Raw genomic sequence first — 7,039 nt, forward strand, 5'->3', positions numbered from 1 at the left:
TGCGAAGCAAACGCTTTTGTTCTTAGTTCCAAATTTGGTAAAATAATTCTTAGAGATATTGAAATAAAAGGATTGGAGGTGCGGATTAATGTCAGTCAACAAAGCGTATAAATTTCGTTTGTATCCAAATAAAGAACAAAAAATATTAATTGCCAAAACGATTGGATCGAGCCGCTTTGTATTCAATCGTTTTTTATCGTTGTGGAACGAAAAATTTCAAACGACTGGAAAAGGTCTTTCTTACACTACTTGCTCCAACCAGCTTACGAGTTTAAAAAAAGAATTAATCTGGCTACAAGAAGTTGACTCACATTCATTACAGTCCTCTTTGAAAAACCTTGCTGATTCCTTTGATCGTTTTTTCAAGAAGCAAAACAAGGCTCCACAATTCAAAAGTAAGAAAAATAAAGTGCAGTCTTACACCACAAATATTGAAAAAAAGAACCAGCTTCCAGAGGTAAGCATTTTGGGCAATCGTATGAAACTGCCTAAGTTGGGCTGGGTTCGTTTTGCGAACAGCCGTGAAGTGCAAGGCCGCATTTTAAACGCCACGATACGGAAAAACCCTTCCGGAAAGCACTTCGTTTCTTTGCTTGTTGAAACAGAAGTGCAAGAGCTGCCAAAAACAGATTCCACTGTTGGTATTGATGTTGGCTTAAAAGACTTTGCCGTTCTCTCAAATGGGAAAGTGTACAAAAAACCAAAATTTTTTAGAACATTAGAAGAGAAGCTGGCCAAAGCACAACGCATTCTTTCCCGCCGCCAACGCCTGGCCATTCAGCAAAAAAGACCTTTATCAGAAGCGAAAAATGTACAAAAACAGCGTATGAAAGTGGCGCGCATTCATGAACAGATTGCGAATGCACGGACTGATTACTTGCAGAAAATCACGACCGAGATCATCAAAAACCACGATGTCATCGGAATTGAGGACCTGAAAGTGTCAAATATGCTGAAGAACCGTACATTATCCAAAGCAATCAGCGAAGTTTCCTGGTCGGAATTCCGCACGATGCTGGAATACAAAGCAAAATGGTATGGCAAGCAGGTGGTCGCTGTCGATCCTCGTTACACTTCCCAAAAGTGCCATTCGTGTGGTCACACAGCAAAAGAAAATCGTCAAACACAAGCGGCATTTATTTGTGTTTCCTGCGGTCATTTCGAAAACGCGGACATCAATGCTTCCCGGAATATCCATGATTTAGCCATTGTTTAGTAACACAGTTTATTTTTCCGCAGGAGACTTGCTACAAAGTCATTTGTACTGCCAACCGTCGGAATGACGGGCGTAGCCTAATGAATTAGGGACCGATAGGTTTCTTTACTTAGGAATCCCCCATGTTCAACGAACGTAGTGAGTAACTGGGGGTAATTCAATCTGATCATCTTTGTAAAGACAAAATGAAACCGTTGCATGGTGAAAGAAAGAGGCAATGAAAATATAAAGCGAAGAAAAAACAGGGAAAAGGCGAAAAGTATTGTTTCTTCAGCCTTGGAACAGGCAAAAAAATTGAAAAAGAAATAAGGGACGATATAGAAAAAGCATGATTCTGTTTTAGAATCATGCTTTATTTTGTTATGACTCGGATGCTGCAGAAGCCGCGTTCAGCTGCAGGGACACCCTTTTGACCTGATAACTTTCCATCTCCATTACTTTCCAGAGATGCGAATGAAGCCTGATGGTGTCACCTTCTTTAAGCACCTTGTCACTTTGTACCTGAATCCAGCCACCAATCGTGTCTAAATCATCACTTTTAGGAAATGTAAGAGCAAACCGTTCTTCTAAGTCTGACAGTAGAACACGCCCATTAACATAATACTCTGTCTCACTTTTTTCCTGTATCTCAGGCAGTTCATCGCTGTCATATTCATCGCGGATTTCACCGACAATTTCTTCTAAGATATCTTCCATCGTGACAAGGCCAGCTGTCCCGCCGTACTCATCTGTGACAACCGCCATATGCACACGGCTTTGCTGCATCTTTAGAAGTACATCTTGAATTGGTGTCGCTTCGTGAAAACGAGGCATTTGATGGATAAACTCTTCCATTTTTTGCTCTCTTCCCGCTGCGATGCTTGTCAGCATTTCTTTCGTGTTAATAAACCCAATAAGCTGGTCTTTATGGCCGCCTTCTGTCACTGGATAGCGTGTGTAATCATATTCATCAAGCACCGTAATCATATCAGTCAGGGGCATCTCTTTTTCGAGTGTAATCATTTGCATTCTTGGCAGCATAATATCTTTTATCACACGGTCATCAAAAGCAAAAATGTTTTCTAAGTAGGAAAGTTCCGTCTGGTTAATTTCACCACTCTGAAAGCTTTGGTGCATGATCAGTTTCAGTTCTTCTTCCGAGTGCGCCTCTTCGTGGCCAGCCGGCTGTACACCAAACATACGAAGAAGAATACGGGCAGAACCGTTCAGTGCCCAGATAAATGGATACATGATCTTACCAAACCAGTAAAGCGGGGGTGCTAATAAGAGAGTCATTTTCTCTGCAAACTGGATGGCCAGAGTTTTTGGTGCCAGCTCCCCAATGACCACATGCAAAAATGTGACAATAGATAACGCAATGGCATAAGAAAGCACCGTCGCTAAAGCATCTGGCACATTAAAGTTTTCAAATACCGGATGCAAGATCTTCTCGACCGTTGGTTCACCCAGTGCACCAAGGCCGAGTGCTGTAATGGTAATACCGAGCTGACAGGCGGATAAGTAATAATCCAGGTCATTGGCTACTTTCTTTGCCAGTCCTGCTTTTTTATTTCCTTCCGTGATCAGCTGGTCAATTCTTGACATCCGCACTTTCAAAATGGCAAATTCAGCGCCAACAAAGAAAGCGGTTAGTCCAATAAGTAGTGCCACTAAAAACAAGTTTAAAATAATTATTCCGTCCAATTGTTTCCCCCAATCGGGGGACTCACCTCCAAAAATTTTCCTTATAGCTGTTCCTATGGAATTCTTTTATTACTCTTCTCCTACAAGTTGATTCAGTACAACCTGCTTGATCTGGTAATTATCCATTTCGGCGACAGTCCATATATGGTCGCCTTGTGCAACCTCGTCACCGGTTTGAACTGTGTCTACTTTTTGAAATTGAATCCATCCGCCAATTGTATCGATGTCTTCACTTCCTTCAAAGACAAGACCAAATCGTTCTTCCAGTTCTTGCAGAAGCACACGGCCGTTGATGATGTACTGATTTTCACCCTTTTCCCGAATATCTGCTACTTCATCCGCATCAAATTCATCACGGATCTCTCCGACGATCTCTTCTAATATATCCTCCATTGTGAGAATACCGGCTGTGCCGCCATATTCATCAATAACAAGTGCTATATGAACACGTGCACTCTGCATTTTCAGCAGCGCATCCTGCAGGCGTGTCACTTCATGAATCAGCGGAAGATCACGGACGAATTCTTCAAGTTTGCGGTCACGCCCTGCCGCAATATGTGTCAGCATCTTTTTCACGTTCACAAATCCGATAATATGGTCTTTGTCCCCATCTTCTGTTACCGGATAACGTGTGTAATTATTCTCGTCCAATATTTTGACAATATCAGCATGTTTCATATCTTTGTCAAGGGAAACAAACGCCGTTCTTGGCACCATAATATCTTTGGCAACACGTTCATCAAACGTAAAAACATTTTCCATATAGGCAAGTTCCGTCTTGTTGAGTTCACCGCCCTGAAAACTTTGCGCCATGATGATTCTTAATTCGTCTTCTGAATAGGACGCGTCATGCCCGGCCGGCTTCACGCCAAATGAGCGGAGAAGCACACGCGATGTTCCGTTTAATGCCCAGATGAGTGGATACATAATCTTGCCGAACCAGTATAAGGACGGCGCAAGAAGCAGCGTCATTTTCTCAGAAAATTGGATCGCCAATGTCTTTGGGGCCATTTCACCAAGCACAACATGGAGAAACGTTACCAGGATAAACGCAATCGCGTAAGAAGAAGCGGATGCCGCAGCGTCTGAGACGTTAAAGTAGTCAAAAACCGGATACAGCAGGCTCTCCACTGCCGGCTTTCCGAGCGCACCAAGCCCGAGCGCTGTCACAGTGATGCCAAGCTGGCACGCTGATAAATAATAATCCAGGTCGGTGGCTACTTTTTTAGCCAATATTGCTTTTTTGTTTCCTTCTGCAATTAATTGATCAATCCGTGACATACGGATTTTCACAACTGCAAATTCTGAACCGACAAAGAAAGCTGTCAATCCAAGTAAAAGTACGAGCAAAAACAGATTCATGATTGTAATAATGTCCAATTATTTCCCTCTAAAGAGGGATTCACCTCCAGAAATAGTTATAGCAACGTCAGTAGCTTCATAACGTCTGTTAATTTAGTTTCAAGTATTCGGTGCACACGCTCCTTTTCTTCCTGCGGTGCATCTTTCAATTTTTCTTCCAGTACGGTCAGCTTTTTTTGCAGGCAGTCAATTTCATCCTGCACTTCACACATGATCGGCTCTATCTCCTGGCATTCAGGTGTTAAAAGCACCCTTTTGATTTCTTCAATCGACATCCGCTGTTTTTTCAGAAGCTTAATTCTTTCCAACGTTTGAAGAACATCTTCTGGATAAAGACGGTAATTGGCTGAAGAGCGCTGAACCGGCAGTAGCCCACACTGTGTATAGTAATCAATTGTCCGTGATGATAACCCGCTTAGTTTCGCTAACTGGCCAATACGCAATAACGCCTTCCCAATGCACACGCCCCCCCTGCTTTTTTATTTATAGCGTAATCATAACACATAAGAAAAAAAGTGTACAGTGTTACGTTATGGTGTGGTTTCTTGTTTGATATTTCTTTTCAAATTAATGTTTTAAAATGAAAAGGTCTTTTTTTGTTGAGTAACAATAATTTTGTATAAAAATGCGTTGAAATTTCGGTATAACGTAAACACGAGTATGCTGTAATGGGGATTCAAGAGAAAAAAACACAAAATAGGCCAAGAACAAAGCAAGCTAAATAAAAAACTGTAGGGTGAATCTTTCAATTTATAAGACATAAAGTAATAGAGGATACAGGTGTTTATTGTGCTCACACTCCGTTTTATTACATAAAAAAAGATGACTGCTCTGAGTCATCTTTTTTAGGTAATGTATGTACAGAAGTCAAATTTCTAATCATCAAGGGCTAGGGGTGGCTTTGCCTATTTATAAACGGTCTTTAAAGGATGGGGCAATAGACTTTCGTGGGGAAACAGTAATCTATATGTAGAGTACCCTTTTTAGAATTGTACATACAAAACTTAGTTCATTGGCAGCTGCCGATGCAAGCGTTCTTGACGAATTGCTTTATATCACACTATATTCTAAAATCCAGCATCTTCTAATTGTTTTAGAGCTACTGCCCGGCCTCGTCATCAAATTAGCACCACTACTAATGACCGCATAAATGATTATATGCTTAGATCAGTTCCTTCACCTTATTTAATGAGCGGGCATCTTTTAACTAGCCTTTCTAACCAGTTTAATTCCCTCTGGAAGTTGGAATGTTTTCATCACTTAATACAAAGAACCATCATATACATTTGAAAATCACATTTTATAAGGCGGGGGACCATGGACTTTCTGTATAAAGCGACCACTATTGTCATCGGAAGCTTTTTAATAGCTGTCGGTGTAAACGTTTTTCTGGTTCCTTCTGAACTGCTTGATGGCGGTACAATCGGGATTGGTCTTATTTCCCACTATCTTACAGGTGTACAAGTTGGACTGGTTGTTCTCGTAGTCAATATACCGATTTTTGTGTTCGCCTGGGTTTACAACCGGACTTTTTTTTACAACAGCCTTCACGGGGTGGTTTTTTCTTCTTTTATGATTGATTTACTTTATCCACTACACTCTATTGGAGAGCTTTATCACACTCCGCGGCTGTACGCGATTCTTGGAGGCGTGACTGTAGGAACTGGAATTGGAATTATGCTTCGTTTCAATACGAGTGTTGGGGGGACAGACCTGCTGGCACTCATGTTTGCACGGCATGTAAATATAAATCCTGGTTTCGTCATCTTTATCATCGACTTTTTCATTGTCTTTACAGGAAGCCTTCTTCTTTCAAATGGCTCTCTTTTGCTGTCGTGCATAACTGTCTTGTCGGTTGGCATCATAACCAGCCTGATTTCTGCGAAAAGAGGCATAGATATAAGCATTATTCTTAATTAAAATCTTTTTATCCAAAAAACCACATAGGAAATTGCCACAATGCTGAATGAATAGTTAGGGACCGGCCATTTAGAACATTGAAGAATTATAAAAAGATATCAGTGGGATATGAACAAAATGATCCCTTATTAATACAAAGGTTAGCTGCTGGCTATGCATACCAGCTTTTTTGATTGTCTGTTTTATCGGATAGAGTTCACATATAAAAAAGCTGCCTTCATCAAAGCTTTTCATTTATCTGCTTTCCAATGTGACCGCGCGACAGAAAGGAACAGTTTACGATAGATAAAGTGACACACATTACTGGAAGTTAGCTCAGGCAGCTTGTCATTTGACATGGAGCCTCTGCGAACACAATTTTATAAAAAAGCCAGTCACAGTAATACTTTTGCCTGCAGAACTAGGCTATTATGTTCGCCCCTCCATGTAAAACGCACGTCTTTTACTGGTAAAAAGTGTCGCACCTTTATCTATCAGAAGTTGTCTCATCTTATCTGGTGGTTACATCCAATACAAATAAGCTTGTTAACCATCCATAATAAAGGCTTTTTGGATATCAAAATTTTACTACGGTCAGCAAAGCGATATCAATTTCTTTCGGGATCACTTCTCCCGCTTCTTTTCCACGTAATAAAAGGCAGCTCTACATCATGTAGAGCTGCCTTGGAAGTCTTTCTAAATCATTTTATTTTTCAAATGATACGGTAGCGTTGTAATAGGTTTTCTTTACAGCTTTACTGTTTGCCCCCAAAAAAAAGAACAGCTTCCGCTGTTCTTTTAGTTTGCCTGGCGGCGTCCTGCTCTCACAGGGGGAAACCCCCAACTACCATCGGCGCTGAAGAGCTTAACTGCCGTGTT

General features: G+C 41.1%; 5 protein-coding genes and 1 rRNA gene. 2 read left to right on the forward strand and 4 right to left on the reverse strand.

Annotation, left to right across the window (positions count from 1 at the left end; all coding sequences use genetic code 11):
- The first annotated feature begins 88 nt into the window (after window positions 1-88).
- Window positions 89-1,216 carry an IS200/IS605 family element RNA-guided endonuclease TnpB gene (gene tnpB / locus NLX67_RS20840; RefSeq protein ID WP_254313338.1) on the forward strand — a complete coding sequence of 376 codons (1,128 nt, stop codon included), beginning with the start codon at window positions 89-91 and terminating at the stop codon, window positions 1,214-1,216.
- Between the two features lie 360 nt (window positions 1,217-1,576).
- Here tnpB and NLX67_RS20845 read toward each other — a convergent pair whose 3' ends face one another.
- From NLX67_RS20845 to NLX67_RS20855, 3 genes are all read right to left on the reverse strand, one after another.
- Window positions 1,577-2,899 (reverse strand): hemolysin family protein, encoded by a 1,323-nt coding sequence (locus NLX67_RS20845; RefSeq protein WP_254313339.1) that lies wholly within the window; start codon window positions 2,897-2,899, stop codon window positions 1,577-1,579.
- A gap of 69 nt (window positions 2,900-2,968) precedes the next feature.
- Window positions 2,969-4,279, reverse strand: coding sequence for a hemolysin family protein (locus NLX67_RS20850; protein ID WP_254313340.1), 1,311 nt, complete (start codon window positions 4,277-4,279; stop codon window positions 2,969-2,971).
- A gap of 38 nt (window positions 4,280-4,317) precedes the next feature.
- Window positions 4,318-4,725: a MerR family transcriptional regulator gene (locus NLX67_RS20855; protein WP_254313341.1), complete on the reverse strand. Its 408-nt coding sequence runs from the start codon at window positions 4,723-4,725 to the stop codon at window positions 4,318-4,320.
- A gap of 853 nt (window positions 4,726-5,578) precedes the next feature.
- On the opposite strand from NLX67_RS20855, the gene NLX67_RS20860 reads away from it, so the two are divergent.
- Window positions 5,579-6,181 carry a YitT family protein gene (locus NLX67_RS20860; protein WP_254313342.1) on the forward strand — a complete coding sequence of 201 codons (603 nt, stop codon included), beginning with the start codon at window positions 5,579-5,581 and terminating at the stop codon, window positions 6,179-6,181.
- A gap of 784 nt (window positions 6,182-6,965) precedes the next feature.
- On the opposite strand, the gene rrf is transcribed toward NLX67_RS20860, so the two are convergent.
- Window positions 6,966-7,039 (reverse strand): 5S ribosomal RNA (gene rrf, locus NLX67_RS23465); the annotation flags it as partial.

It is taken from the genome of Domibacillus sp. A3M-37 (genome assembly GCF_024213455.1).
In the GTDB taxonomy this organism is placed as follows: Bacteria; Bacillota; Bacilli; order Bacillales; family Domibacillaceae; genus Domibacillus; species Domibacillus tundrae.